Source organism: Enterococcus sp. AZ091, assembly GCF_051714805.1.
Classification (GTDB): domain Bacteria; phylum Bacillota; class Bacilli; order Lactobacillales; family Enterococcaceae; genus Enterococcus_D; species Enterococcus_D gallinarum.
This window is the reverse complement of sequence record NZ_JBIOSO010000001.1, coordinates 1,703,330-1,728,747: the sequence shown is the minus strand read 5'-3', so window position 1 is coordinate 1,728,747 and position 25,418 is coordinate 1,703,330. Positions and strand designations below refer to the sequence as shown.

Annotated in this window: 23 protein-coding genes; 7 read left to right on the top strand and 16 right to left on the bottom strand. The window is 41.2% G+C overall.

What is annotated here, in order from left to right:
• Positions 1–199: 199 nt before the first annotated feature.
• The 11 genes from IGJ28_RS08695 to sfsA form a co-directional block, all read right to left on the bottom strand.
• Positions 200–1,381 (bottom strand): GNAT family N-acetyltransferase, encoded by a 1,182-nt coding sequence (locus tag IGJ28_RS08695; RefSeq protein WP_113849920.1) that lies wholly within the window; start codon positions 1,379–1,381, stop codon positions 200–202.
• 56 nt (positions 1,382–1,437) lie between these two features.
• A complete protein-coding gene (locus IGJ28_RS08690; protein ID WP_252711811.1) occupies positions 1,438–1,851 on the bottom strand; it encodes a DUF3284 domain-containing protein in 414 nt (137 codons plus the stop codon).
• Positions 1,848–2,036, bottom strand: a complete 189-nt coding sequence (locus IGJ28_RS08685; RefSeq protein WP_003126909.1) for a DUF3188 domain-containing protein — start codon at positions 2,034–2,036, stop codon at positions 1,848–1,850. The genes IGJ28_RS08690 and IGJ28_RS08685 overlap by 4 nt, the downstream gene beginning before the upstream one ends.
• Before the next feature lie 53 nt (positions 2,037–2,089).
• Complete coding sequence (locus tag IGJ28_RS08680) at positions 2,090–2,311, bottom strand: hypothetical protein (protein WP_003126906.1); 222 nt, start codon at positions 2,309–2,311, stop codon at positions 2,090–2,092.
• 118 nt (positions 2,312–2,429) lie between these two features.
• Positions 2,430–3,866 carry a PTS sugar transporter subunit IIC gene (locus IGJ28_RS08675; RefSeq protein WP_003126904.1) on the bottom strand — a complete coding sequence of 479 codons (1,437 nt, stop codon included), beginning with the start codon at positions 3,864–3,866 and terminating at the stop codon, positions 2,430–2,432.
• A gap of 88 nt (positions 3,867–3,954) precedes the next feature.
• The gene (locus tag IGJ28_RS08670) at positions 3,955–4,272 is read right to left on the bottom strand and encodes a PTS lactose/cellobiose transporter subunit IIA (protein ID WP_003126901.1); all 318 of its coding nucleotides are present in this window, start codon (positions 4,270–4,272) and stop codon (positions 3,955–3,957) included.
• A 24-nt stretch (positions 4,273–4,296) separates the two neighbouring features.
• Positions 4,297–4,614 (bottom strand): PTS sugar transporter subunit IIB, encoded by a 318-nt coding sequence (locus IGJ28_RS08665; RefSeq protein WP_252711809.1) that lies wholly within the window; start codon positions 4,612–4,614, stop codon positions 4,297–4,299.
• A gap of 135 nt (positions 4,615–4,749) precedes the next feature.
• The gene (locus tag IGJ28_RS08660) at positions 4,750–7,461 is read right to left on the bottom strand and encodes a sigma 54-interacting transcriptional regulator (RefSeq protein ID WP_103299890.1); all 2,712 of its coding nucleotides are present in this window, start codon (positions 7,459–7,461) and stop codon (positions 4,750–4,752) included.
• Between the two features lie 65 nt (positions 7,462–7,526).
• Positions 7,527–8,783 carry a DEAD/DEAH box helicase gene (locus tag IGJ28_RS08655; RefSeq protein ID WP_252711808.1) on the bottom strand — a complete coding sequence of 419 codons (1,257 nt, stop codon included), beginning with the start codon at positions 8,781–8,783 and terminating at the stop codon, positions 7,527–7,529.
• Positions 8,784–8,795: 12 nt separating this feature from the next.
• Positions 8,796–9,794, bottom strand: coding sequence for a Gfo/Idh/MocA family protein (locus IGJ28_RS08650; RefSeq protein WP_252711807.1), 999 nt, complete (start codon positions 9,792–9,794; stop codon positions 8,796–8,798).
• 17 nt (positions 9,795–9,811) lie between these two features.
• Positions 9,812–10,540, bottom strand: a complete 729-nt coding sequence (gene sfsA / locus IGJ28_RS08645; RefSeq protein WP_005472220.1) for a DNA/RNA nuclease SfsA — start codon at positions 10,538–10,540, stop codon at positions 9,812–9,814.
• Positions 10,541–10,912: 372 nt separating this feature from the next.
• Between sfsA and IGJ28_RS08640 the strand changes: the two genes are divergently transcribed.
• The 3 genes from IGJ28_RS08640 (at position 10,913) to IGJ28_RS08630 (ending at position 13,185) form a co-directional block, all read left to right on the top strand.
• Positions 10,913–11,257, top strand: a complete 345-nt coding sequence (locus IGJ28_RS08640) for a DUF4828 domain-containing protein (protein ID WP_003126895.1) — start codon at positions 10,913–10,915, stop codon at positions 11,255–11,257.
• A gap of 210 nt (positions 11,258–11,467) precedes the next feature.
• Positions 11,468–11,629: a hypothetical protein gene (locus IGJ28_RS08635; protein WP_003126893.1), complete on the top strand. Its 162-nt coding sequence runs from the start codon at positions 11,468–11,470 to the stop codon at positions 11,627–11,629.
• A 221-nt stretch (positions 11,630–11,850) separates the two neighbouring features.
• Positions 11,851–13,185, top strand: coding sequence for a serine hydrolase (locus IGJ28_RS08630; protein ID WP_171917953.1), 1,335 nt, complete (start codon positions 11,851–11,853; stop codon positions 13,183–13,185).
• Between the two features lie 71 nt (positions 13,186–13,256).
• Here the strand turns inward: IGJ28_RS08630 and IGJ28_RS08625 are convergent, their stop codons facing one another.
• The gene (locus tag IGJ28_RS08625; protein WP_103299887.1) at positions 13,257–13,775 is read right to left on the bottom strand and encodes a GyrI-like domain-containing protein; all 519 of its coding nucleotides are present in this window, start codon (positions 13,773–13,775) and stop codon (positions 13,257–13,259) included.
• A 130-nt stretch (positions 13,776–13,905) separates the two neighbouring features.
• Between IGJ28_RS08625 and IGJ28_RS08620 the strand changes: the two genes are divergently transcribed.
• The gene (locus IGJ28_RS08620; RefSeq protein ID WP_438845328.1) at positions 13,906–15,108 is read left to right on the top strand and encodes a YdcF family protein; all 1,203 of its coding nucleotides are present in this window, start codon (positions 13,906–13,908) and stop codon (positions 15,106–15,108) included.
• A 119-nt stretch (positions 15,109–15,227) separates the two neighbouring features.
• On the opposite strand, the gene IGJ28_RS08615 is transcribed toward IGJ28_RS08620, so the two are convergent.
• A complete protein-coding gene (locus tag IGJ28_RS08615) occupies positions 15,228–15,740 on the bottom strand; it encodes an HD domain-containing protein (protein WP_003126881.1) in 513 nt (170 codons plus the stop codon).
• Between the two features lie 125 nt (positions 15,741–15,865).
• Positions 15,866–16,624, bottom strand: a complete 759-nt coding sequence (locus IGJ28_RS08610; protein WP_252711805.1) for a TrmH family RNA methyltransferase — start codon at positions 16,622–16,624, stop codon at positions 15,866–15,868.
• A 109-nt stretch (positions 16,625–16,733) separates the two neighbouring features.
• Here IGJ28_RS08610 and IGJ28_RS08605 point away from each other — a divergent pair, with 109 nt between their 5' ends.
• The 3 genes from IGJ28_RS08605 to IGJ28_RS08595 all read left to right on the top strand — a co-directional run bounded on the left by IGJ28_RS08605 (position 16,734) and on the right by IGJ28_RS08595 (position 19,120).
• Positions 16,734–17,015: an acylphosphatase gene (locus IGJ28_RS08605; protein WP_005472207.1), complete on the top strand. Its 282-nt coding sequence runs from the start codon at positions 16,734–16,736 to the stop codon at positions 17,013–17,015.
• Between the two features lie 112 nt (positions 17,016–17,127).
• Positions 17,128–18,057 carry a membrane protein insertase YidC gene (gene yidC / locus IGJ28_RS08600; protein WP_005472205.1) on the top strand — a complete coding sequence of 310 codons (930 nt, stop codon included), beginning with the start codon at positions 17,128–17,130 and terminating at the stop codon, positions 18,055–18,057.
• Between the two features lie 121 nt (positions 18,058–18,178).
• On the top strand, positions 18,179–19,120 hold the full coding sequence (locus IGJ28_RS08595; protein ID WP_252711804.1) for an AEC family transporter: 942 nt from the start codon (positions 18,179–18,181) through the stop codon (positions 19,118–19,120).
• A 112-nt stretch (positions 19,121–19,232) separates the two neighbouring features.
• Here the strand turns inward: IGJ28_RS08595 and IGJ28_RS08590 are convergent, their stop codons facing one another.
• Together IGJ28_RS08590 and IGJ28_RS08585 are read right to left on the bottom strand one after the other, a co-directional pair.
• Complete coding sequence (locus IGJ28_RS08590) at positions 19,233–23,582, bottom strand: PolC-type DNA polymerase III (RefSeq protein WP_252711803.1); 4,350 nt, start codon at positions 23,580–23,582, stop codon at positions 19,233–19,235.
• Positions 23,583–23,688: 106 nt separating this feature from the next.
• On the bottom strand, positions 23,689–25,392 hold the full coding sequence (locus tag IGJ28_RS08585) for a proline--tRNA ligase (protein WP_252711802.1): 1,704 nt from the start codon (positions 25,390–25,392) through the stop codon (positions 23,689–23,691).
• Positions 25,393–25,418: the final 26 nt, after the last annotated feature.

Sequence of the window (25,418 nt, the reverse complement as noted above, 5' to 3'; positions counted from 1 at the left end):
GACAAGAGTTTTTTTGCTTATCAGATAAAAAAATCTTAGCTGCAACAGAACACTTGTCTAAGAAGCAAGTTAAAACCAAAGATGATAAAACAGATCTGGTCCATCAGCTGTCTGTATCACTGCTCTCATATCTTAAAGGATTCCTACCTAAAACGCGAGGGGACCATCAGGTATTTTGCTGGTTGGACGACTCGATAAATCAGAAATAGTCTTCTAATATTGGTTTTCCTATTGGAAGATTAGACTTGATGCAGTTTATTGCTGCATCATCTGCCACTAATTGTTCCAAGAAAACCATTGTATCAACTGTTTGGTATCCCATAAATAACTGGACAAAACGCTGCACGGTTGTTTTTACTATTGGTTGTTGCGTCTGCGTTACTTTTTCGATTGAATGCTGACCGTCCTTGATAGAGATTTCATAAATCCCATTGTTCCAAGGCGCATATTTATCTTCTTGGATCTCAATAGCAAAAGCTCCATTTAGCTGATAAGTAAAGGGATATTGCGTCAAAAAGCGATGAACATCGACTACTCGCGCCATCATATCCGGTCTCACCTGATAGTGTGCTATTGGTTTGGCAGCAATTGCCTGGCGAATATCATTGTCATAACCTGGTTGATAAATGATTCGGGCAACAGAATCGGCATGAGAGACAATCAATCGATTCAATCCGTGATAAGCCTCAATGTTTAAGTAACCCCACTCTTCAATGATGAATTTGCCTTCTTGAATCGTATAAACTAGATAACCGGTATTATTCCCAGCTTCATCGCGGTAAATGGCAAATGTATACGGCTTACGATACGTAAATTTGATCGTTTCCCACCAATCTGCTCGCAGCAATCCGCCTTTTTTATGTCTTGGCATAGCATGATAAATATCGTGGATCACACTTTTAGCCTCTGACCATGGCAGACGCTGAATCGAACCTGTTACTTTGGGACTATCGGCCCATTCATGAGCAGCAACGTCATAGACCATACGTTCAAAGACGTATTCATACCCATAGCGACGATAAAAGGGAAAAGAAAAAGGTGCTAAATAGGAAAGGACAATTCCCTGCTCATAACAATCTTCCAAGATGCGGCGCATGATGCGGTCGATTCTTCCCTGACTTCGATATTCTGGATATGACGCAACAAAACCGATTCCTGCCATCGGATAGCTTGTTCCATGAAAATCAATGGCAAAAGGTGTGGCCATGATTTGACTAGCCAACTTTCCTTGATCATCATACGAACCATAGTTCCATGAATTCTCTGCTAGTAAGCGATAACGCTCCTTATTTTTCTCACTTAATTCCCATTGGAAAGCATAAGCCACTAAATCCAAAACTTCTTGTGGGCCTGCTTCATCCATTCTACGTACATCACTCATCCGATTTCCTCCTATTACCTACCTGGAAAACACAAAAAAGGCGTCACAGGACCCCTTTAATATGATTCTTCCATCATAACCAGCATTTTTTTGAATTGTTTTCTTTTAAAATAACCTAGAATCGTTCCAAGCAGCATATCATTCATTTGTTGCAAAATACCGAATGACTTCATCGTTTCCGTATAAATTACCTTTGTCTGCTTTTCATTTATCGTTTCCAGCTCATAGCTAACGACAAACTCATTTTTGGTTGTCTCTGTCCGAAACTGATAGACTTGATTCTCAATGACTTCTTCAATTTTGATTTTTGCACGGCTGGAAGCTGAAAATTCCTTGACGTACTCATATCCGGCTAACTGTTTGCGGGAAACCGTTTTGCCTGTTGCCTTGCGGATATCAAATATCACTGAGTCGATTATTTTATCGAAAAAGACTGGACTTGGAACGTTCAATGTTTTTTCAATTTTCATTTAGACTGTCCTCCATTTGATTGATCAGCTTTTTTCTTGCCTTTCATAAACAACAAACCGCCGCCTATCAGCAAAGCAATTCCAGTAGTAAAACTGAAAATGTCTAAACGCATATTGCTTGGGTTCATGCTATACAAAATCACAAGCAACCCGATACTGCACAAAAATAAGCCGTTTTTTATCATTTTGATTCATCCCTATCTATTTAATCGTCCCTGACATCAGTTGTATTACGACATCAAACAGCGGTTGCTTGAAAGTATAGCACAGATCCCCATGGTTGGGCCTTAATCAATTCTTTCGCTTTTTTAGCTGCTGCTTCTGCATCGTCAGCTGTGGTAGTAAAAATCAATTTGATCCCTTGTTTTTCTTTAAATGTGTAAGACACACCGTCTTCATTGTATCCTTCTAATAATTCTTTGATTGCATCTTGTTGCATAGCACTTGCGATTGAGATCATTTTTTATTCCTCCTTGAGCAGTTTTCTTGCTGCTGTTTTCTATCTGTATTCTTAATGAATGAAAAGAAGAACTGCTACCTCAACTATGAAGCGATAGCAGTTCCTCTCGATTAAAGGGCTATTCGCCTAATTTTGGATCAATTTTATTTGCTGAGATAACAAATGGCGCCCAGATGAAGAAGGTGACCACCATACATACTAAAGTGACGATTGGCGCACGCCAGTCTGCACCGGTTGCTAAGAATGATAATAACATTGGCGGCACAACCCAAGTTACTTGTTGAGAAACTGGTGAGACTAATCCCCAGTAAGTAGCTAACCAACCAATTGTTGTAGCAACAAGTGGTGCAATAATGAATGGAATGAACATGATCGCATTCAATACGATTGGCAAACCAAACATGACTGGTTCGTTGATATTGAAGATACCAGGTCCAATTGATAATTTGGCAACTGTCAGATAGTCTGCACGTTTAGAGAAAACTAAGATGGCGATCAAAAGAACGATCGTTCCACCTGAACCACCAAACCATGCAAATGCATCGAATGATCCACGAACCCACATATACGCTTTTCCATCTTCAATGGCTGCTAATACCGCGCTTGTTCCAGTTTTTCCATCATATCCTTTTTGGAAAATATCAATATTGATCAACTGTGCTTGTCCCCAGATACCTTCCAAAACTGGTGCCAATACGTTTGGACCATGGATACCAAAGAACCAGAAGATTTGCACAAAAACAGTAACGATCAAGACTGCACCTATTCCTTGAGAAAGACCCAAGAATGGTTCAGCAATATATTTCTGAACAAGGTCGATAATCAATTGTCCATCCGTCAATTGTCCAACAATAAAGTTAATAATAGCAATAACATACAAAGCGATCGTTGCCGGTAAGATTGCGGCAAAAGCTTTCGAAACTGCTGGTGGAACGGAATCCGGCATTTTGATTGTAATATTGGCTAACATTAATTTACAGAAAATGATGACTGAGATTGCTCCCATGATCATTACAGTAAAGTATGCATTCCCATTTAGATGGTTTAAATTCAACCAGCCCCAGCCGCCAGCTGTAATTCCTTCAGCTGTTGCTGACCAACCAGTTGTTGCTGTACCAGCATTGATTTCATCCATCAAATTTGCAGGAACTGTCGTCGCAACAGATGTGCTATATGAAAAAGCGATTCCTTGGATCAGTGTCGCCATTCCGACGATCCCACCGGCAAGGTCATTGACACGGTATGCTCGGGCTAAGTTATACCCCCAAGAAAAAGCAAAAACCAATCCAGCTACAGCTAGTGTACCATTCCAAACAAACCCATTAATACTAATAATTTCACGTATAACTGGAATTGTACTTGCATCATAACTAGGCCAAAACTGTGGCGGCAGATCGCGAATGATCGCATTGATCATTACAGCGATCGATCCAGCCATTGTCGCGGGCATTGTTCCAATAAACGCATCACGCAACGCTACTAAGTGCTTTTGAGCACCGATCTTCGCTGCTACGGGGAGAATGTATTTCTCCATCCAACTCGTTAATCCATCCATTTTTATGTCCTCCTATAAGTTCTATTCGCCAAAGAAGATTTTTCTAAGAGATAAAATCAACAAATAACTACTTCTATCCGTTCAAAGATTATTCGTTACTCATACGTCGATAAATATCAATGATTTCTTTCGCTAGATCTGTAAATGCGATTGATGTCATTAGATGGTCTTGCGAATGAACCGTCAACAAGGTCACTGTCATATGGTTTCCTTGCGCTTCTTGTGTCAACAAACCAGTTTGTGAGTGGTGTGCTTCTACTAAAGATGCTTCAGCATCCGCAATCTTTTGGTCTGCCAATTCAAAATTTCCTTCTTTGGCTGCCGCAATTGCCTCCATTGCATCACTTTTCGCATTTCCGCCATACATGATCAAACCCATAATGGCTTCCAAATTTTGCTCGTCCATCAAAAAAATCCTCCTCTTACTTCACTACTTCATTAAGCTTTCTGCTTGTGCTAAAACTTTTTCGCCATTCATCATGCCATAATCAGTCATGTTGATGACTTCTAAAGGAATCCCTTTAGGTGCTAATTTTTGTTCAAACTGTGATTTCATAAAACGTACTTGTGGGCCTAACAATAGAACATCCACCGGTTTTGATTCTAAATGTTGGTCTGCTTCTGAAGCGGAAACTGCAAAAATATCTGCGTCCATTCCTTTTGCTTCAGCTGCTTTTTGCATTTTTGTTACCAACAAACTAGTACTCATGCCAGCAGAACATACGAGCATAATCGTTTTTTTCGCCATCATTGTCACTCCTTTCTAAATTATTATTTACACTTAACTATAAAGCAAAAAGCGTGCCAAAATAAAAAAAGTGCAAACCTTGATTTAACAATGGTCTGCACCAATTTAACGCTTACACACTTTTACTTTTTCTCATTACACACTAATATTGTGTGCGGATTCATGATGATTTTTTATTTCATTTTCTAAGAACATCTGTGTGAGATACGCAATCTCATCTTCAGAGATCTTGATTTGATAATTTTTTTCGATTTGCAGCAAGTTCGTTCGCAACACATCGGTCTCGATTCGATACCGCTTTTGGAAGTTTGCTAAATCCTTAAATGCTCGGGAAGGTTCCTTTTTCAAATTGCTCTCCACAAGAAAAGCAAGGTGGATCACTAACCCGGCATCTACAGTCGGTTCTAGTGTCACATGCAGCTGATTCTGAACCTGATGGACGATTCGTTGCAAGCTCTCGATCAAATGATAGACAGACCCGACATGCGTAAGGGTATTTTCAAGAGAGCGTACAATTTTCTCGATGGGAACTTCATCAGAAACGATTCGCTTCAGCACATTCAACCGTTCGTCATCAAAGACATCATAAGCCGAAAAGAAAGGAATGTTTTGATAATCGATATCTACTGTGCCAGCGATGGCTTTGATCTCATATTCTTCTAGCAACCCATCGATGTGTTTCTTGAAGGTTTCTTTCTCAATAAATTGCATTTGAATAATTTCGACCTTCTCTTGATCGACGACCGGATAGATGCGCTGATACAGCTTGGCAGCGACACCTTCTCCCGTAAAGCACGTAACGATTACTGCCTTTTTATTGCCTTTGGCTTCCCGAACCGTGCGGAATTGCTCTTGAACGATCGTCTCAAAGGAACGCTGGATGTTTTGATAGATATCCTCGAGACTGCGTCCACTCTCTGCCATGCGCAAAGCTTCCAGCACGATCATCGTACTGGACATGGAGATTGCTTTCGTCCGAATGCCCGTTTCTTCATAAATAAGTGTTGCAAAAGAGTTCAATGATCCCATATCAGTGAGAAGCAATAGACCATTACTTAATTTATCTTTATTCTTAGAAACATAGGCCAGTAACTTTTCGTACATTGCGCCCACTTCTGTATCCAATGACATATTCATTGCATAACCGCTAGTGGTTTCCAATAGCTCCTGTGCGGTTTCCAGCATGCTGCTAGCTGTTGCTCTTCCATGCATCAAGACGACGACTTCTACCTTCTCAAGCGGCATGATCTGTTTTTTCACCTGAATAGCTAGAAACATACTAATAAAGCCAATTTCATCGAAGGGAATCTCCACGTGTCGTTCCTCTTCAATAATAGTTGATAGATCCATCGCCACCTGAAACTCTGATTTCAGATTTTTCCGAATCGTATTTAAGTCTGGATGAACGATCATGTGGCCTTCTTTTACGCGTTCTAATGTACTTTGAAGATGAAGTGCAAAGGCAAAACGTGCTTTTTCATTGTATGTACGATCCAATTTTTGCTCAGCGATATCATAAAGGTGATTGGTCAGTTTCCAAATATCTTCTGGAATCAACTCTTTGTGAACGGGATTTTGCGTCAGCTCTTCTACATACATTTCAAAATAGGCATCCACATCCTTGGAAATCAGATTTTCCAGATCGATCGTTGCAACACCTGTCTCGATCAAGCTGCTGACTTTCTCTTCAATCTCATTGTAAACCTGCATATTTCTTTGAGGATCTTGTGACCAAACAACATCTTGATCCCCAGGCTCGAAACTCAAAAAATCGCCTTTGCCTTCTAAAAATCGATCGAGACGTTCCGACATTTCTTTGATTTTCAACAATCCTTTTTGGACTTGCAGTGAACAATCTTCTTTACGAATCAATAAATGCTTTTTGCCGTAGGTCCGATAATGGAGGAATGCTTTGGCACAGACTAATTTCAAATCACGTTTGATTTGACCGATATTGCCTTCTGCTTCATACAGCATAAAGGCCAAAATCGCATCTCGCTCAACGTCGATCCGTTGATTGAGCCGAGTTGCTTCTTGCTTGATAAATAAGGAGATGATTTCATATCGTTCATCCAGTGAACGACTCTCCACATTCGGCAAAGTGATGGCCATTGGAATCCTTCGGTTGAATGTCGTCAAAAATGTTTCTGAAGATTCTGTTGTAGCACCGATGATCTGCACAGAAGCTTCGTACACTTGATTGCTTTCACCTAGAGGACGATAGACTCCCTTGTCGATAAAGGTAAAGAGCATTTCCTGGCCTTCCGGCGGCAAACGATGAATCTCATCCAGAAACAAAATACCGCCATCGGCTTTCGCCATTAGTCCGGGACTATCTTCCGCAGCGCCAGTGTATGCGCCTTTGCGGATCCCAAAGATATGACCAAATAGCAATTGGGGATTTTGCGCATAGTCCGCACAATTAAACGCAACAAATGGGGCATCTTTTTTCAGCATTTTTGATTCCACAGCGAAATGATACATACACTCCGCAAATAATGATTTCCCGGTCCCGGTTTCGCCGAATATAATAGTATGCAGTCCGCGGGGCGGATATAGAATGGCCGCTTTCGCCTGTTGGATACTGACTTTCAAAGAAGCTTGAACGCCCACCAGACTTTCAAAACTAACCTCGGAGGACACATCCACATGAACTTCCTCATTCAATGGTTCATAGATTACTGGCCGACCAGCACGCTTGCTGATTTTATTTTCTTTAAATAATTCACTGAGATAACGGCTTGCATTACTGCGATCGATTTGTAAAATCTCCGCAACCTCTAAGGCTGTCAGACCTTGTTTGTGCAGTTCGATCGTCTGAAAGATTTCTTCTTTCCTTGAATTCACGAAAATGCCTCCTCAATATTACACACTAGTAATTAACCACCGTTAATGGTAACACAAAAAGACGCTCAATGGCGTCTTTTGCCTTTATCTTTTTGGTTTTTTTGCTTTTTCTTCGTTTTCTTTGGCATAGTGTGTAATTTTTCAGAAGTTTTTCTGGAATTTTTCTGCACACTCTGCTCTTTTTTAGGTTCACTTTTAACTTCCGGACGCTCTGTGTGAAGCGCACCTCCATGCAAGAAAACTTCTTGCAGCGTTACATCCAGCTGTGCGGCAATTTTCTTTAGATCCTTTAATGTATGGTCTTGGACGATCGTGATCACTGTGCCCTCATTTCCCATCCGTCCCACACGACCTGCTCGGTGAAGATAAGATTCTTTCTCTTGAGGAACCTCGGTGTTGACCACATACCCCAGCTGATCGACATCCAATCCTCTGGCAGCAACATCTGTCGTTAGTAATTCACAAATCTTTCCCTGACGGAACCCATCAAGCGAAGCACGGCGGGTCAGTTTGTTCTGGTCTGAAGCAAGGGAGGCGACTGGCAAACCATGAAAGAGCAGTTTTTCTTCAGCATTACCTAATGCACTTAATTCATTAAAAAAAATCAATCCCTGAAAATCTGGTAAGTAAGCCAACCGGCGCAAAGCATCCACTAGTTTACGACTCGGGTAATTCAAATAATAATGATGGATCACCCCTTTGCTCTGGTCTTCCTCTGTCACATCAATGACCTGTGGTGTTTCAAAAGCCAGTTCTTGAATTTCTTTTAGAACCTCATTGGCAGTTGCAGAGAAGAAACTGCGAGTCGCCTGTTTTGGAATAAGCGTCAAGATTTTGCTAGCGAGCCCAAAGGCCCCTTCTTTCAGTAATTGATCCACTTCATCCAAGACTACCCCGTGAATCTGTTGCGTTTTGACTTTTTTTAATTTGATCAATTCCAATACTCGTCCTGGTGTCCCCACCAAAACTTCTGGTTTGGCCTTCAACTTTTCAATTTGTCGCTTAGTATTTGCGCCGCCAATCAGTGGTAAAACCTGCAAATCTAAAAGCTGGGCCCAATCTCGTGCGACCTGTGTGACCTGCATGGCCAGTTCTTGGGAAGAGGTCAAAATCAGGAGCTGATTGCCTTCACCAACTTTTACAGTTTCCAATAAAGGTAGTAAATAGGCTAATGTTTTCCCTGAACCTGTCGGCGAAACGCCTACTACTGATTGTCCTGATTTCAAGAGGGGGTAAACCCGTTCTTGAATCAGTGATGGCGCAGAAAAGCCGCTGCTTTGCCATTTTTCTTGCCAAACTTCTGCTAAATAAGTTGCTGTCATACATTCCATTCCTTACTCTTTGTCTGCGTCAAAGGATATTTCTGCGTGTTTTCTCATGAGATAGATCGCTTCATTGACATCACGAGCTAATTCGATCCATTCTTCATAGCGCGCACCCAATTGGGGATCTGCTTTATTTTCGATGACTTCTGCAAAATCTGCAGCTTCTTCGACCATCGGATTTGCCTGCGCAGTCACCGGTAATACCGTTTCATTATTTGTACGGTCATAAAATACCGCTTGTTCAATGGCATTGACTGCATTTAGTTCCAGTGTTCCATTTTCAAAATATATTTCTGATTTCAAGTCAGAGTTGCCGATTTTTCCAGTTTGAATGGTTACGTCAAAAGTTTCATAACGTAAAATGATCGTACCGATCCCATCGACTCCTGTCACGATTTTCCGGGCAAAATAATAAACATTTTGTGGTCTGCCAAACCAAGCTAGTGCTGCATAAACGGGATAAACACCCAGATCTACCAATGCGCCGCCAGAAAAATGGGGAGAAAAAATATTTGGCTCCTCTCCTGCTAACACTGCATCATACCGTGAAGAGTATTTCATATAGGTAAAGTTTGCACCAATGATATTGCCATGTTCAGTTAAGACAGACGCAATGGTGTCAAAACTTTTCTCATGAATGTTGCGCGCTGCTTCAAAAAATAAAACTTGATTTTCATTGGCCAATTCAATGATCTCAGCCATTTCTGATGGTGTCGAAAAGGCAGGTTTTTCGACGATCACATTTTTTCCTGACAAAATTCCTTGTTTTGCTTGTTCAAAATGCAAACTGTTGGGAGATGCAATATATACCGTATCTAATTCTTCTAGTTGAAAGAAAGCCGTTAAATCATCTACACAAGTCACTTCTCCGTATTTCTCTGCAAAAGACTGAGCAGTCACCAGTTTTCTAGAATAGACAGCCGTTAGATGGTAGCGTCCCGTTTCATGTGCAGCTTGTACAAATTGATCCGTGATCCAATTTGTACCGATTATCCCTAAATGAATCATTCATATTCCCTCTTTTCTTATAAGTTTGGGTCTTCAAAAGCAGCCGTAAGATCAAAAGGTACTGCTTTATTAATGGAAATGCTGGTTTCATCCACAAGACAATTATACGCGAAAACTTGGATTCCGTCTGCAATTGCTTGTCCGATTTTTTTTGCTAGCTCTGGTTGCATGGCACGATGGATCGTCGCGACATCAATGTCTTCAAATTGGACGACAAACAATACCGCGGCATAGTACCCTTCTTTCTTGGCATCTATCAGTTCACTTACATGTTTCAATCCGCGACTGGTAGGCGCATCTGGAAAAGCACCCACTCGTTTGTTTTCCAAAGTCATCCCTTTGATTTCTATAAAGCCCTTTTCTCCGACATCTGTTTCAAAATAAAAATCAAACTTTGAACGGTGATACGTCACTTCTCTCTTTAGTAAAGTTAGATTGCCTGTGATCTGCGGTAAAAGAATCGTTCCGTCCAATAAGGATTCATAGGCCAAACGGTTTGGGACTTGACTGTCGATATTGATCCATTGGTCGCCCTTTTTTACTGCGATCAAATCATAATTAGTTTTTCTCTTTGGACTATTCCAGTATTGCAAAGTGACTAACGCACCAGCAACAAGTACCTCTTTTCCTCGACCAGTATTTTTGACGTGAACGATTACTTCCTCCCCTGACATCAATCGACAGCGGGCAATAAAGCGATTTTCCCGAATAATAAATATCGCTAAGTGACTATTTGGATATTCCATCTTTTTCCCTCTCCATTAATACCTCGGCCTTAAAACAGCCGGACTTCCTTAAATAAACGCTAAATCAGTTGATCTAGTAATTGATGATGTTCTGATTCTCAGTGAAAGACTCTCTTTCAATTAAAGAAGGAGAAAGCAGAAAACTTTCTATCTGATTTTACCATAAGCTATGGAACAATGCTTTGGGTCAGCATCATTGCTGCAGCTATCCGCTGCCGCTGCAATTTTCTGGTATTTTCTGAGGGCTGTAAGATTTTGATAAATGGATTATACGGTCAATTAAAAACTTTTAAAGTTCCGACCAAAGTAGGAGGATTTCTTTGTTCCCCATGGTATACTAGTTCCATCATAGGTAGGAATGGATGTGAAAATGTGAAAAAACGTTCACTGTTGATTGGTCTGTCACTTTTGACCGGTGTTGCCAGTTCGCTCATATTAAGAAAAGAAAAGCAAAAAACTGAGCCCCGCCAACAATTCGTGGGGAAATGGCAGTTCACTTCAAAAATGAAAGACACTGTATCCATTGAGATCACAGAGGAGCATTCACTGACAATTGATGGGAAACATTCACCTACTGTGATCGTTGAGCTGACCCCATCAAGATTGGTTTTACTAGATTCATTGGGTTACCATTTGATCATTGAACAAAAGGACCAGCGCTTCACCCTTTATGATGAAGCAGAAGATTGGCAATATCCTTTGACAAAGATCGAATGATTTCTTCAAAGTTTCTTCATTATTTATTCTTGATTTCCTCTGAAAATGCTCAGACTTTCTACCAGCATTTTTAGACGGTTCATGCTATGATAGTAATAAGAAGTAGTTGAACAAGGTGTTCCGTTGAGTGATAGATGATCGTTCATAGATTAAGGTGTAGGTTCGATTCCTACCTTCCACATTAATTAAAAACAGAAAGAAGGGATTTCTATGTTAGCGACGTTTGTTTCACTTTTTTCAATCTTTGGTTTAGCCGCATTACTTGGAGGAACGCTGTTTCTTGCCCGCCAATTGATGCAGCAAGAAACAAGAGCAGTGAAAGTACCTGTAAAAGTGCAAAGTGAGGATCCCCGAAATCATATTCGCCGATAGTTTTATTAGATAAAAAAACTGCTTTTCTTTGTTCGTTAAAGAAAAGCTTTTTTTATGTCTAAAAACAACTATTGTTTCAAGACAAAGCGATCACTGGTGTGATTCGGCAAGAAGAAAAAAGCTGGTTCTTACGAATTTTTGAACTTTCTGCTAGAGTATTGCAACTCAGGAAACTCTTTGTTAAACTTTTGATTTAGATACAGAAACGAAGGAGTTTACCTATGCAGAAATTATCCAAAATCTGGTATTCATTGATTGCGGGTCTAGCAACCCTCTTTTTTATTGCCGGAATACCATTGATCTCCCACGCTGAGGAGACTACATTTACCGCTGAAGAAATCAAAAACTTTTCTATCGATGCAAAAGCTGCTTTTTCAGTGGATTTCGATACAGGCAAGATTTTATATGACCAAGAGGGAGAAACCCCGATGGGCATCGCCTCAGTGACAAAAATCATTAGTCTGTATCTAGTAGCAGAACAAGTCAAGGAAGGCAAATTGACTTGGGAAGACCCTGTTGAAATCTCACAATATGCAGCCGACCTTAGTGTCACACCTGACTTGTCCAATGTTCCTTTGCATCGTGATGTTCAATACACCGTTAAAGACCTTTATGAAGCGAGCTACATTCAATCAGCTAATGCTGCGGTCGTTGCCCTAGCAGAGAAAATTGCCGGGTCGGAGCCAGCCTTTGTCGATCAAATGAAAGACAAACTCACTGAATGGGGAATCACAGATGCTAAGATTGTCAATGCTTCCGGACTGAATAACACCTATCTGGGAGAAAACCTTTACCCTGGTTCCACTTCCACTGATGAAAATGAATTATCTGCAAAAGATGTCGCTATCGTAGCGAGACATTTGCTCCAAGACTTCCCAGAAGTATTAGAAGTCACCAGCACGGTTACCAAAACATTTGGTGAAGGTTCCTACTCACCAGTTGAGATGGTCAACTGGAACTGGATGCTACCTGGTTTCATCAACGCCAAAGATGGTGTTGACGGTTTGAAAACCGGAACCACTGATTTAGCAGGTGCTTGCTTTGTTGGAACGGCTGTGCGAGATGGCCAGCGTATTATCACCGTAGTGTTAAACGTCAACGGTCATGCTGAGAATCCTAGTGTACGTTTCACCGAAACAGGCAAACTGATGGATTACTCATTTGATGCGTGGGAGCAAGTTCCTATTCTATCTGCTGGTGATCAGTTAGCAGATACAAAAACGGTCGCTGTTAAAAACGGCAAAGAACTTACTGTTCCCATAGCGGTAAAAAATGATCTTTCTGTTTGGGTACGTAAAGATATGGATCCAAAAGACTTCACCACAACAATCGATTATAACAAAACAATGAACGAAGAAACCGTCTCTGCACCAGTTGCCAAAGGAACGGATTTAGGAAAAGTAACAGCAACGATTCCTGCAGATACATTAGGTTATATGGATGGTAGTAAAGAAGTCCCTACTACTGAGCTGATCACTACTAAAGCCGTTGAAAAAGCAAATATTTTTGTTATCGGCTGGCGATCAGTTGCCAATTTCTTTACAAATCTCTTTTAATCAAAAATAAACTTCCAGTGTTTGGCGTTGCCTGTAAGACCGGTGATCACTAAAACACTGGAAGTTTTTTGTTAAGAGAGTAACTCTTCTTTGGTCACAACAGGCGCAATCGGTTCAATAGGAAAATACAGTTCTACTTCTCCTTCTTGAAAATTAGGCAGGTAGTGTTCCTGAATAGCTGCTGCCAGTTGAACATTATTTTCTGGAAGAACTTCTCTCAACATCTTCTCTGTCATCATGTTTAGATTGGATTCATTTGTTTTTACGACCATGTATTCCATCTCTGGCATTTGCCAACGGACCCAATCTACTGGTGGAAAATTATCCGTAGTGACTTGGACACCCGCAAGGTAACGTCCTGTCTCTTGCCATGGTTCCAGCCAGTTCTCTCCGTCACTCATCAATCCCCAGAACTGCAGATCTTCCGCTTCTTGATCGGCTAGCAAAAACTCGATTTCTTCAAAATCTTTCGTTGCAAGATCCCATAGTGCCGGTACCCATGAAGGGCCTTCTTCAGCAAGACCTTTCCCTTCTTTTCCGACAACATAAAACGCTGGGAGTGTTACTCGGATCACTTCACCTAATTCCATGCTTGTGCCTCCTTCTTTCTTCTCTATCCATTGTAGCGAATTCAAGAAAATTCAGCAACTTTGACCACATCTGCAAGCTTTTTCTTCGAAAATTAGGTATACTGTTCTTAGATTTAAAGGAGTGAAAAGAATGGATTTTACACAAATTGGGCTTTTCAGTATCGCTTATATCTTAGGAGCGATTTTTGTTTTTTGGTACCGCAAGAAAAAAGATGACCCAGATATCTTTTTCTTCGAGTGTTGTTGGACGATTGCCGCTTTATTGGCCTATTTGTCCATTTCGGAATTACGTACTGGCAGTTTTTTTATCTTAGCCCCGCTTAGTTTGGCCGGATTATTTTTATATTCCTATTTTAAAAACAAGCATCGTTTAGTGAATGGTTTGCTTTTTAATGTCTTCATCTTGACCTTTGGGATTTATTTGCTCGTTAATCTTTATCGGACAGAAGATATTTTAGTCGGTGGGATTTTAGCTGTTGCATTAGTTGGCTTTCTATTCGTTTTTCTTTTTGGTTTGTATGGATTGATTATTTTCCTCTATTGGAATTCAATCGTCGTTTTACGCCGAGAATCCCACTCATTGGCCAACCTGTTGACATTGATTTTAGCTATCGTTTTAACGATCTTGTTGGTATCGGATTCCTTTTTACATGCCTTACCAAGTTGGGTCAGTGTTTTATTTACAATTTTTCCGGCATCGCTGCTTTATTTTTTTGTGGTTTTTCTTAACTTTTTGTCGATCTCGGTTATTTATCAATTCAATCATCCCCGCTATGACCAGGACTTCATTATAGTTTTAGGGGCAGGTCTCCTTAATGGCGAGAAAGTTTCTCCATTATTAGCCCAACGGATCGATAAAGCCATCGCATTTTATCATCTTCAATTTCGTGCGAAGAAAACAGCCCCTCGTCTTTTGATGTCCGGTGGTCAAGGTAGCGATGAAAAAATTCCTGAAGCAGTGGCTATGAAAGAATATGCCGTTTCTCAAGGAATCCCTGAAAGTGAAATCTTAGTGGAAGCCAATTCGACAACGACTTACGAAAATATGAAATTCTCCAAAGAAATCATGGATTCGTTACGTCCAGAAGGATATCACGCAATCTTTGCTTCCAATAACTATCATATTTTCCGGGCAGGGATGTACGCCGACCAAGCGCATGTCAAAGCAGATGGGATTGGCTCACACACAGCCTTCTATTACTTGCCAAATGCTTTTTTACGAGAATATATCGCCATTTTGTTCATGCACAAAAAAAGACATGCGTTAGCTATAGGCGGAATTGCAATCATCATCTTTTTGATGACTATTCTCGAATTTTTCTTTGGAAACTAGCGTAAGTATGCCCTTTGAATGGAATCATGAGCACCACGATCCAATTGTTTCACCACCATACAAAAAAAGCGCCTGGAATCTGATAAATCACTACAGATTCTAGGCGCTTGCCTGTTTTATTAGAGATGTGTTGGTCGTTGTTTATGCCAAAACCGTTGTTGCCATTTTGCTTTCATGGCTTGAGTCATTGGTTCTGATGCTTCCTTCACCGCACAATATTTATCCACCATGGTTACGATATAACTTTCTTTATATCGGGGTGGTGCAATGGTTGCTCCCCACATATGTTTCAAAATAATGTCCCGCTCGAGATCACTTAATTCAGTAATTTTCTCTGCGTTTTTAACGGCAATTCGCGGATGCATATAGGCATGTGTTCCTTCATCGAATTTGGTTGTACGCCAATCATAATAGAAAAGGTCATGCAATAATCCAGCCCGAGCTGTTGCACGAGCATTGCCGCCCCATTTTTTTGCCAATTTATAACTGTAATAAGAAACGCTGATCGAATGTTCTAAACGTGTGGAACTCATATGTTGAACATAATTGGCTAATTTTTTTACAGCTTCTGTCTCTAACAAATCTGCTACATAAGACATATACTCGCTATCTTCTTGCCATTTTTCTGTCATAGATTTATGCCTGCCACCTTTTTGATACTGCTTATTTCTTACAAATAGAAGTATAGCATCTGCTCAGACAGAATTCTAGGAGAATCCAAAGAGTTGCTTTGAGTTTAACAGTTCCTTAAAAAAGTCTAACTGACAAAAAAGTACATCAAAATACCGGCAGCAATAGCTACATTCAGTGATTCTGCTTGCCCATAGATAGGAATATAAACATTTTGATCGGTCAACGCTAAAATATCTGGATGGACGCCTTGTCCTTCGTTCCCTAAAATAAACGCAGCTGTTCCTTTCTTAGATAACTCCGTATAAGAAACCGCCTCTTTATTCAACTCAGTCCCGTAAATAGCAGTCCCTTGGACTTTTAATTTTTGGATGAATGCTGGCACATCCCCTTCAAGGATCGGTAAATGAAAGTTGCTGCCTTGCATACTACGCAAGACTTTTGTGCTGTAACGATCAGCTGTGCCTGTTCCTAAAAAGACCCCAGCAAAACCCGCAGCATCGGCTGTACGAATCATGGTCCCAACATTCCCTGGATCCTGCACATTATCTAAAATCAGCCAATTTCCATGAATCGTTTCTTGAACCGTCTCTTTTTCGATCACTGCAAAGATCCCTTGGGGTGTCGGTAAATCTGATAGAAAAGCAGCTACTTCATCGGAGATACGAAATACTTTGTCTTGATAGTCTTTTAACTGATTGCCGGTTTCTTGGATTCCTTTATCAGTAACAAATAGATAATTGATCGGTGCCGATGCTGCAATGGCTTCTTGTACCAAATGCCAACCGTCGATTATATACGTATTGGTTTGATTGCGGTATTTTTTTTGTGTGAGTTTTTTGACCTCTTTGATCAATGTATTTTTTTTTGAAAGAATTTCCCTCATCCTGTTCACCTCGCCTCATTATAGCATGAGTCAAAGGATGAAACTTGTTCTTTCGTTAGAAAAACGCTATCATATACCATAGAGGTTGACTGAAACGAGGGGTGATTTGATGAAAAAAATACGCATTCAAGTTCAAGGTCGAGTCCAAGGAGTCGGTTTTCGTTACACGACAAAATTGTTAGCGGACCGGATGGGGATCCAAGGATCCGTCAAAAATGAATCTGATGGTTCAGTAACGATCGAAGCTATCGGCGAAGAGAAACAGGTAGACGCTTTTGTTGAAGCAGTCAAAGATTCACCGTCTCCTTCTGGTAAAGTGACAAGTACAAAGATCCAAGAAGATCCTTCTATCAAGGAAAGAACAAGTTTTGATGTTGAATATGGTTACTAAATCTACGACGAAAGATTGATTTTTCAATGAATTTCCTTTTGTACATTGAAATAGTCGGTCTTTTTTAGTATAGTTATTTTTGTCTAAATTTATAGTGAAGAGGAAGAAAAGAATGTCAAAAATGAATAAATGGCTGCTCTCGTCTGGATTGTTAGGACTTTTACTGACTTTATCCGGATGTGTCAGCACAAACTCTGATGGAACACCGAATGAAAACGGCATGATCTATCGTTTCTTAGTGAAACCATTAGGTAATTTGATCACCATGCTGGTAGAAAACTTCGATTGGTCTTATGGTTGGGCAATTATCGCTGTGACAATCGTTGTACGCCTTATTATCTTACCGCTTGGGATCCATCAATCGAAGAAAACGATGATCCAAAGTGAAAAAATGCAGTTCTTGAAACCGCAGGTAGATATTGCACAAGCCAACTTGAAAAAAGCGACCACTCGTGAAGAACAAATGCAAGCACAAGCAGACATGCAAAAAATTTATTCTGAAAATAATGTCAGCATGTTTGGCGGAATCGGTTGCTTGCCGCTGCTGATTCAGATGCCCATATTTTCAGCTTTGTATTTTACTGCTCGTTACACACAAGGGATTCAAAATTCGGAATTCTTTGGGATTTCCTTAGGACAACCAAGTTTCCTATTTGTAGCCATTGCTGGTATTTCGTATCTCATACAAGGATATATTTCAACCATTGGAATCCCAGAAGAACAGAAAAAAACGATGAAAACAATGTTGATCGTTTCGCCATTGATGATTGTCTTCATGTCATTAAGTGCACCTGCTGGTGTAACGTTGTACTGGGTTGTCGGCGGGGTATTCAGCTGCCTGCAAACCTTTATTACAAATGTCATCATGAAACCTAAGATTCGTGCGCAAGTTGAAGCAGAAATGAAAGCCAATCCGCCTAAAACGGTCGTGACGCCTCGGAAAGATGTCACTCCTACACAGCAGACGCAGCCTACAACGCCAAAAAACTTGAATCATAAAAATGCAAAAGGCCGTAATGCCGGCAAACAACAACGAAAATAAATTTAGAACTATGACCGACTCTTCTCGGTCATAGTTTTTTTGATTGCTTTTTTGGGGTATTCTTTTCTGATTGAATTGATTATGGAATCAAGATTCGCTATAGTGAAAGAGAGGTGAGTTCATGTTCCAAGCATATAGCAATATTTTTGTGATTTTTAGTTTGATGTTTATTGGCTACTGGTTGTCTTTTAAGCAATGGTTCTCAAATCGTACAGCAGATACCTTTTCAAAACTTGTTTTGAATCTCTCACTGCCGGCAAGTATGTTTTTGAATATCATCAAGAATTTTACCCGCGATGAATTCCTTTCACTGTTTTCTGGAATGATTATTCCATTATTATCCATTGTCATTACTCATGGGATCAGTAAACTTTGGCAGCGTTTCTTTCAAGTAGCTCCCACTCATCATGGATCCTTCTCCACCATGTTTACTTTTTCCAATACAATTTTTATTGGATTACCGATCAACCTGGCTATTTTTGGCGAAAAGGCTGTTCCTTATGTCTTGCTTTATTATATTGTCAACACTAGTTTGTTTTGGACGGTTGGGATCTATGAAATCGCTCGAGACAGCCCTAGTTTCGAAGAAGCAAAAGTCTCCTTTCACCCTTTAGTTGTGTTGAAAAAAATCTTCTCTCCTGCATTGATTGGGTTTATTATTGGATTGATCTGGATGCTCTTCGATTTTCCTTTACCGAAATTTATTGCAGGCCTAGGAGGCTATCTTTCTGAGTTGACCACGCCTCTATCCATGTTCATCATTGGGATCATCGTTTACTATAGTGGTATCAAGAATTTACGTATGACCAAGGATCTTGCCGGCGTCCTCGCAGGTCGTTTTCTCCTCTCTCCATTGATCGTGTGGCTGATTGGTCAATGGATACAGGTTCCTTCATTGATGCTGCAAGTCTTTATCATCCAAGCATCGATGCCTGTTCAAAATTCTGTGCCGATCCTGGTTAGAAATTACCAGGGAGATGAAGAGTTTGCTGCTTCTTCATTAGGCTACTCCGTTTTGATTTATATGATTTACATTCCATTATTGTTGATGGTTTTATTATGACATGCTGCAAAAGTGTCGATGTATAAAAACAAAAAAACGATTCGAGGACCTATCATTTCTGAGAAAGATAGTGCCTGCGAATCGTTTTTATAGTTGATAATAAATTTCTTCCTTATAGCATATCAAACAACGACAATTGATTTTCATCCGGTAAATCTTTCAAGACACCATTGTCTGTCATATATTCGATTAATGTTTTGGAAACTTTTCCTCGGTTGGCCAGATCTTCTTTGGACAAGAACGGACCATCTTTCCGGGCCTCACAGATTTGTTTGGCTACGTTTAGACCTAAACTTGGTACAGCTCGAAATGGTGCGATCAGCTTGTTGCCATCGATCACAAAATTCTCAGCATCCGATTTATATAAATCGATCATGCCAAATTCATAGCCTCTTTCCAACATTTCATTGGCCAATTCTAAAACAGTCAGCAAGTTTTTTTCTTTTGTCGATGCATCCATGCCTTTGTCATTGATTTCTTGCATCCGCTCTTTTACCGCTTCTTTGCCTTTTGACATGGCGATCAAATCAAAGTCGTCCGCACGAACAGAGAAATAGGCACAGTAATACAGAATTGGGAAATATACTTTGAAGTAAGCGACCCGCAATGCCATCAATACATAGGCTGCCGCATGGGCTTTGGGGAACATATACTTGATCTTAGAACAAGAATCGATATACCATTCAGGGACATTATTTTCCCGCATCGCTTGCAGATACGTATCTCGCAAATCATCCGGGATCTTGTTCCATTGTCCTTTACGAACCGTCTCCATGATTTTGAAAGCCATACCGTCATCTAATCCTGCATGAATCAGATAGACCATGATGTCATCCCGACAACCAATGACTTCTGCCAAGTTGGCATCACCGCGCCGAATCAGTTCCTCGGCATTTCCCAGCCAAACATCCGTTCCGTGGGAAAGTCCTGAAATCTGCAACAACTCTGCGAAGGTGGACGGATGGGTCTGTTCCAACATCCCCCGTACGAAACGGGTCCCAAATTCAGGAATCCCTAAGGTACCAGTTTTAGAATAAATTTGCTCTTCTGTTACACCTAAAACATCCGTTCCGCCAAAAATACGCATAACTTCTGGATCATCGGTAGGGATCGTTTTTGGATCAATTCCAGATAAGTCCTGTAACATCCGAATCACTGTCGGATCATCATGTCCTAAAATATCCAGTTTCAAAATATTGTCATGGATCGAGTGGAAATCAAAGTGTGTCGTCTTCCATTCAGAATTCATATCATCGGCTGGGTATTGAATCGGTGTGAAATCATAGACATCCATATAATCGGGGATTACAATGATCCCCCCTGGATGCTGTCCGGTGGTACGCTTCACTCCGGTAGCCCCTTTGGCCAACCGGTCCACTTCTGCTGCACGATAATGAAGATTGTGATCCCGCTCAAACCCTTTTACAAAACCGAATGCGGTTTTGTCTGCTACCGTACCGATCGTTCCTGCACGGTAAACATAATCTTCTCCGAAAAGAACCTTCGTATAATTGTGCGCTTCGGGCTGGTATTCCCCAGAGAAGTTCAAATCGATATCGGGGACTTTATCTCCATGGAAACCTAAGAAGGTTTCAAACGGAATGTCATGACCGTCTTTGTTTAGTCGGGTGCCGCATTTCGGACATTTTTTTTCTGGCATATCATAGCCGGAGCCATAAGACCCGTCCTCATAAAACTCCGAGTACTGACAGTCTGGGCAATAATAATGAGGGGCTAATGGATTCACTTCAGTGATCCCGGTCATCGTTGCGACAAAACTGGAACCGACAGATCCCCGCGAGCCCACCAAGTAACCATCTTCATTGCTCTTGTGTACCAGTTTTTGGGAGATCAGGTAAATCACGGAGAAGCCATTTCCGATAATGGAATCTAATTCTTTTTTCAATCGCTTTTCAACGATCTCAGGCAAAGGATCCCCATATAATTCTTTGGCACGATTGTAACTTAGATCTGTGATTTCTTGTTCGGAACCTGGGATTTTTGGCGTATACAAATCATCCTTGACTGGAATGACCTTTTCACACATATCCGCAATTTTGTTGGGGTTCGTCACGACGATTTCTTTGGCTGTATCTGGGCCTAAAAATTGAAAAGCGGTCAGCATCTCATCTGTCGTCCGAAAGTGAACAGCTGGGAGACTATGGCGATTCAGAGGATTGGCTCCCCCCATTGAATTGATCAAAATCTTACGATAGATCGCATCTTCTTCATTCAAATAATGAACATTCCCTGTAGCTACCACCACTTTGCCTAATTCGTTGCCAATCTCGATCAGGTTGCGAATAATGTCTTCTAGGTCTGATTCATTCTTAACAAGTTCGGTCTCAATCAAATGAGCGTAAACTTCTTTGGGCATGACTTCAATATAATCGTAGAACTCTGCTAATTTACGGGCAGCATCCACCCCTTTTTGCATCATTGCGACAAAGACTTCTCCCTTGTCACAGGCGGTTCCTACAAGTAATCCTTCCCGCAGCTTCACCAATTCCGAGCGTGGAATTCTTGGGACTTTGTCATGGAAATATTTCACGTTCGACATCGAGATCAATTTAAATAAATTTTTTAATCCGGCTTGCGTCTTCGCCAAGATCGTCGCATGAAATGGTCGCGCCGCTTTGAAGGAGTTCTCTCCTCCCACATGGCGGTTCAAGTCTTCATGCAGCAGCATGCCATGCTTTTCCATCGCTTCTTTGACAAAGATCCAAGCTAAATGGCCCGTGGCTTCCGCATCATAGATCGCTCGGTGATGCTGTTCTAAGCTGACACCGAATTTTTTAGATAAGACGCCTAGACCAAAACGTTTGAACTCAGGATATAAGTAACGTGCCAGTTCTAATGTATCAATAACTGGATTTTCGGCTTCTGGAATCCCATATTTTCGATAACTCGTATTTAAAAAGCCCATATCGAAAGAAGCATTGTGGGCAACCAAGATTGCTCCTTCAGAAAACTCTCTAAAGAGTCGCAATACTTCTTCTTCTGATTTAGAACCGCGAACCATTTCATCGGTGATCCCTGTAAGCTCTACGGTGGTGCGAGACAATGGGTGTCCTGGATCAATGAATTCATCAAATGAGCCTTCCACATTGCCTTTATGCATGCGGACAGCCGCTAATTCGATAATTGTATCATAAACGGCAGATAGCCCCGTCGTTTCCACGTCAAACACAATATACGTGGCATCCGTCAAAAGAACTGGTTTAGGATTATAAGCTACTGCAACGCCATCATCAACGATATTGGCTTCAACCCCATATAAAATCTTAACGCCAGCTTTTTCACCCGCATGATGGGCATCTGGGAAAGCTTGCGCGCCACCATGGTCCGTAATAGCGATCGCCTTATGTCCCCATTTTCCAGCTTGTGCGACTAAATCACTGATATTATTCGTGGCATCCATCGTACTCATATTTGAATGAAGATGGAGTTCCACCCGTTTTTCTCCTTCAGGTGCATAGTCTTTCCGAATCTCGTGTTTTACCTCAATCAAGTCTTGAGCATTCATAACAAGATCTCGCATAAAGGTATCTTCCTGCACGCTTCCGCGAACTTTTACCCAGCTGCCTTTGGCGATTGCCTCAAAGATTTGTTCATCTTTTTCATTATTGGAGAACTTTTTGACACTGAAAGATGACGTATAATCCGTGATTTTCAGAATCAAGATCTTCCGCTTTGAACGTAATTCCCGAACTTCTTTATCAAAGACATATCCTTGGATCGTCACACGGCGTTCTTCCTCAATGATATTAATCATTGGGGTAACGGGTTCATCGGCTGGAATATTCCTTCCCAATGCAATCGGACCGTCAAATTCAACAGCTTTCACTTCTTTTTTCCGCTGTTCATGGGCGATCAAGTTCTCAGCAGCCTGTAATTGGAAAGCAGCAGTCTGTTCTTCTTTACGAGCTTCCAATTCTTTTAAAGCTTCTTCTGCTTGTTCGGCATCCATTTCAGGAATGATACGAAATTTTTGAAAACCAAATGTTTGATAGTTTTCTTCAATGATTGGTAAATATTGTTGCTGCAAAATCGCGATTACCGCTTCATTGGTAACAGGCAGGATCACTTTTTTCTCATTCACTACCGGTAGCTGATTCTTAATGACTTGCTGTACTAGTGGACGATCACAGTTTTGATTTGCGAGTGCTAATGGCCAGTACTCTTGGATCAGTTGTTGATCGAAGGCATTATCCTTGGCTTCAATGATCATTCGCACCGCAGCGATTTCCTTAAAGGCCAGTTCCAAATGTTGTTTGAACGATTGATACACCATAACGGGTAGCAATGTATCAAACTGCAAGTAAAATGTCCAAGCTTTTGACTGGCGATGGACCACGACTTGTTTGATTTGAGCGGTCTGTATCAAAGGATGTTGGCGTAAATTAGGACCAGCATTGATTTGCTCTAATAAGATCTCAAAGGTCTCTCTTTCTTTTGACAATTGACCATCCTCCTTTTTCTCAGTATTAATTAGTATACCTCTTTTTCTTTTGTCTTTCATTAAAAAATCGAGAAAGGGCTCCCCCTTCCTCGATTTTTGTCACGGATCATTCAGATGCAGTCAACAAGATCGTTAATGTCGTAGCCACTTCCTCTTTACGAACTTCAACGGTTGCATTTGTGTGTTTGATTTTTATTTCGACAATCCCTTCTGTCGCTTTGTTGCCAATGGTCAATCGAATCGGACAGCCTATCAAATCCGCATCCGCAAATTTGACACCAGCACGTTCGTTGCGATCATCTACTAAAACTTCATAACCGACAGCAAGCATCGCTTGCTCTACTTCCTCGCACAAAGCAGTTTGATACGAGTCTTCCATTGTAGTTTGAATAATATGGATATCATAGGGTGCAATCTCTTTCGGCCAATCGATTCCCTCTTCATTGCCGTGCTGTTCAACGATTGTTGATAGAAGACGAGATACACCGATGCCATAACACCCCATCATGACTGGCGTCTCCTGACCGTTCTCATCGACAACTGTCGCACCAAGTCTTTCACTGTATTTGGTTCCTAGCTTGAAAATGTGGCCAACTTCGATTCCTCGTGTGAAAGTTAGGGCCCCTTTGCCATCTGGAGAAGGATCACCTTCTTGCACCAATCGAAAATCAGCAAATGCCAATGGGGAAAAATCTCGTCCTACATTTGCGTTTTGATAGTAATGGCCCGGTTCATTCCCAAAGACGATCACATTTGCTAAATCTTGTACATGCTGATCAGCATATAAGCGGACATTTTCCGGCAGCGCAATGGGACTGATTGCTTCAGTTTGCAGATGACAACGTAATTCTTCTGGTGTAGCTATTTTCAATTGATCGGCTTCTAGAAAATTTTTGACTTTTGCTTCGTTCAATTGATGATCGCCACGTAGAAGAATCATGACCGGTTCTCCATCAGCAAACAAAAGAAAGGACTGAACGATCTTAGTCAAGTCACTCTCACAAGCTGCAGCTACTTCTTCCAGAGAATAAGATGGATCAACCTGCAACTCTGCGCGCTCAAGAAAGGTTTCGTGAGATTTCTTTGATACATACAAACTTGTGGCCATTTTCCAATTCGCCACGTAGTCGCTTTCCGTTGAGTAGCAAATTAGTTCTTCACCAATCTGCGACAGTGCCATGAATTCTTTGGAATCATGCCCTCCCATCAGACCGTTATCACCAATCACTGCGCGATACTCCAGACCACAACGCTGCAAAATCGCGTGATAGGCTGCTTCATACCGACGATAAGTCGTATCTAAACTTGACTCATCGGCATGAAATGAGTAGCCGTCTTGCATGATGAATTCGCGACTGCGAATCAAACCGAAGCGCGGACGTTGTTCGTCTCGGTATTTTGACTGAATCTGATACAAACTGATCGGCAGACGTTTGTAGGAAGAGATCTCACTTTTGATCAATTCCGTAAAAGGCTCTTCATGGGTTGGCCCCAAGACATACTCCCGCTCGTTTCGATCTGTTAACTGATACAGTGAGCGCCCATAAAGCCCATCTCGCCCAGTACTTTGCCATAGTTCCAAGGGCAATAAAACTGGCATCGTCATTTCTACTGCATCAATTTTGGCTAATTCTTCCCGCATCAATTTTTTGATTTTCTCCAACACCCGCTGGGCTAAAGGCAAATACATGTAGATGCCTGCTGCCACTTGCCGAATATAACCGGCTCTAACTAAAAGTTGATGACTCAATGTTTCCGCATCACTTGGTATTTCCCGCAATGTCGGAATAAACAGTTTCGACTGCTTCATTTTTTTCTCCTTTGCTGCAAACACTT

What these genes read in the sequence shown, in the direction of transcription:
- IGJ28_RS08620 (WP_438845328.1), top strand. Translation starts at nt 13,906, where the DNA reads ATGGATTTTACACAAATTGGGCTTTTCAGTATCGCTTATATCTTAGGA.
- sfsA (WP_005472220.1), bottom strand. Translation starts at nt 10,540, where the DNA reads ATGGAATATCCAAATAGTCACTTAGCGATATTTATTATTCGGGAAAAT.
- IGJ28_RS08610 (WP_252711805.1), bottom strand. Translation starts at nt 16,624, where the DNA reads ATGAGGGAAATTCTTTCAAAAAAAAATACATTGATCAAAGAGGTCAAA.
- IGJ28_RS08625 (WP_103299887.1), bottom strand. Translation starts at nt 13,775, where the DNA reads ATGGAATTAGGTGAAGTGATCCGAGTAACACTCCCAGCGTTTTATGTT.
- IGJ28_RS08665 (WP_252711809.1), bottom strand. Translation starts at nt 4,614, where the DNA reads ATGGCGAAAAAAACGATTATGCTCGTATGTTCTGCTGGCATGAGTACT.
- IGJ28_RS08655 (WP_252711808.1), bottom strand. Translation starts at nt 8,783, where the DNA reads ATGACAGCAACTTATTTAGCAGAAGTTTGGCAAGAAAAATGGCAAAGC.
- IGJ28_RS08650 (WP_252711807.1), bottom strand. Translation starts at nt 9,794, where the DNA reads ATGATTCATTTAGGGATAATCGGTACAAATTGGATCACGGATCAATTT.
- IGJ28_RS08635 (WP_003126893.1), top strand. Translation starts at nt 11,468, where the DNA reads ATGTTAGCGACGTTTGTTTCACTTTTTTCAATCTTTGGTTTAGCCGCA.
- IGJ28_RS08675 (WP_003126904.1), bottom strand. Translation starts at nt 3,866, where the DNA reads ATGGATGGATTAACGAGTTGGATGGAGAAATACATTCTCCCCGTAGCA.
- IGJ28_RS08695 (WP_113849920.1), bottom strand. Translation starts at nt 1,381, where the DNA reads ATGAGTGATGTACGTAGAATGGATGAAGCAGGCCCACAAGAAGTTTTG.
- IGJ28_RS08690 (WP_252711811.1), bottom strand. Translation starts at nt 1,851, where the DNA reads ATGAAAATTGAAAAAACATTGAACGTTCCAAGTCCAGTCTTTTTCGAT.
- IGJ28_RS08680 (WP_003126906.1), bottom strand. Translation starts at nt 2,311, where the DNA reads ATGATCTCAATCGCAAGTGCTATGCAACAAGATGCAATCAAAGAATTA.
- yidC (WP_005472205.1), top strand. Translation starts at nt 17,128, where the DNA reads ATGTCAAAAATGAATAAATGGCTGCTCTCGTCTGGATTGTTAGGACTT.
- IGJ28_RS08630 (WP_171917953.1), top strand. Translation starts at nt 11,851, where the DNA reads ATGCAGAAATTATCCAAAATCTGGTATTCATTGATTGCGGGTCTAGCA.
- IGJ28_RS08615 (WP_003126881.1), bottom strand. Translation starts at nt 15,740, where the DNA reads ATGACAGAAAAATGGCAAGAAGATAGCGAGTATATGTCTTATGTAGCA.
- IGJ28_RS08670 (WP_003126901.1), bottom strand. Translation starts at nt 4,272, where the DNA reads ATGGACGAGCAAAATTTGGAAGCCATTATGGGTTTGATCATGTATGGC.
- IGJ28_RS08585 (WP_252711802.1), bottom strand. Translation starts at nt 25,392, where the DNA reads ATGAAGCAGTCGAAACTGTTTATTCCGACATTGCGGGAAATACCAAGT.
- IGJ28_RS08595 (WP_252711804.1), top strand. Translation starts at nt 18,179, where the DNA reads ATGTTCCAAGCATATAGCAATATTTTTGTGATTTTTAGTTTGATGTTT.
- IGJ28_RS08605 (WP_005472207.1), top strand. Translation starts at nt 16,734, where the DNA reads ATGAAAAAAATACGCATTCAAGTTCAAGGTCGAGTCCAAGGAGTCGGT.
- IGJ28_RS08685 (WP_003126909.1), bottom strand. Translation starts at nt 2,036, where the DNA reads ATGATAAAAAACGGCTTATTTTTGTGCAGTATCGGGTTGCTTGTGATT.